The organism is Allobosea sp. CER48 (genome assembly GCF_044752385.1).
Lineage (GTDB): Bacteria > Pseudomonadota > Alphaproteobacteria > Rhizobiales > Beijerinckiaceae > Allobosea.
In genome coordinates, this window is the sequence record NZ_JBIWYK010000579.1 from 1 (window position 1) to 1,700 (window position 1,700).

The window sequence follows — 1,700 nt, forward strand, 5'->3', positions numbered from 1 at the left end:
TTTCGAAAAGAACAATTCTGCGAGATGATGCCCCCACAATCGGAGGAGCAGCCATGCCGGATACCCCAACCCTCACCCTGCCGCCGGGCGTCGTCGTCAGGGGCGCCGTGCAGCCGCGCTTCGACGAGGTCCTCACCTCGGAGGCGCTCGCCTTCGTCGCCGACCTGCATCGCCGTTTCAACGAAACACGCAAGCGCCTCCTCAGCCTGCGCGCCGAGCGGCAGAAGCGCTTCGACGCCGGCGAGACGCCCGACTTCCTGGCGGAGACCAAGCATATCCGCGAAGGCGACTGGAGCGTCGCACCGATCCCGGCCGATCTGCAGGACCGTCGCGTCGAAATCACCGGACCGGTCGATCGCAAGATGATCGTCAACGCGCTGAATTCCGGCGCGAAGGTGTTCATGGCCGATTTCGAGGACGCCTCCTCGCCGGTCTGGGCCAACATGATCGAGGGGCAGATCAACCTCAGGGATCGCTGGGCCGGCAAGATCGACTTCACCGACCCGACGAACGGCAAGGACTACAAGCTCAAGGACAAGCCTGCCGTCCTGATCATTCGGCCGCGCGGCTGGCATCTGCCGGAGCGCCATATCGAGATCGACGGTGAGGAAGCCTCGGGCTCGCTCGTCGATTTCGGGCTCTATCTCTTCCACAACGCCAAGGCGGCGCTGGCGGCGGGATCCGGCCCGTATTTCTATCTGCCGAAGCTGGAGAGCCATCTCGAGGCGCGGCTCTGGAACGACGTCTTCGTCGCAGCCCAGTCGGCGCTCGGCCTGAAGAACGGAACGATCAAGGCCACGGTGCTGATCGAGACCCTGCCGGCCGCCTTCGAGATGGACGAGATCCTCTACGAGCTGCGCGAGCACATGGCTGGGCTGAATTGCGGCCGCTGGGACTACATCTTCTCGTTCATCAAGAAGCTCGCCCGCAACAAGGCCTATGTCCTGCCCGACCGGTCCCAGGTCGTGATGTCCAAGGCCTTCCTGCGCGCCTATTCGCTGCTGCTGATCAAGACCTGCCACAGGCGCGGCGCCTTCGCGATGGGCGGCATGGCGGCGCAGATCCCGGTCAAGAACAATCCCGAAGCCAACGCCGCCGCCTTCGCCAAGGTCAAGGCCGACAAGGAGCGCGAGGCCGGCGACGGCCACGATGGCACCTGGGTCGCCCACCCTGACCTCGTCCCGGTCGCGATGGAGGTCTTCGACCGGCTGATGCCGCAGGCGAACCAGCTCGCCAAGAAGCGCGACGACGTGAAGATCGGCGCCGGGGACCTCCTGGAGGTCCATCAGGGCACCCGCACCGAGGAGGGCTTCCGCGAGAACATCCGCGTCGGCGTCCAGTACATCGAGGCCTGGTTGCGCGGCCGTGGCGCCGTTCCGATCTACAACATGATGGAGGACGCCGCGACTGCAGAGATCAGCCGCGCCCAGATCTGGCAGTTCGTCCAGTACGGCGTCGCGCTCGATGGCGGGGTGACGGCCGACGCGGCCCTGTTCAAGCGCTGCCTGCCCGAGGAGATGGAGCGGGTGAAGGGCGAGCTCGGGCCCGAGAACTATGCCAGGGGTCGCTTCCCGGAAGCGATCGCGCTCTTCGAGAAGCTCTCGCTCGCGCCGATCTTCGAGGACTTCCTCACCGTGCCGGCCTACGCCAAGCTGAGCTGAACGCCGGCTACGGCCGACGATCGAGGGGCGCCGCCATCG

The 1,700-nt window shown here is 65.9% G+C and carries 1 protein-coding gene; it reads left to right on the forward strand.

Translation table 11 applies throughout. The annotated features are described in order from the left end of the window. Nucleotides 1-53 precede the first annotated feature (53 nt). Nucleotides 54-1,661 (forward strand): malate synthase A, encoded by a 1,608-nt coding sequence (gene aceB / locus ACIPIA_RS15685; protein ID WP_400510900.1) that lies wholly within the window; start codon nt 54-56, stop codon nt 1,659-1,661. Nucleotides 1,662-1,700: the final 39 nt, after the last annotated feature.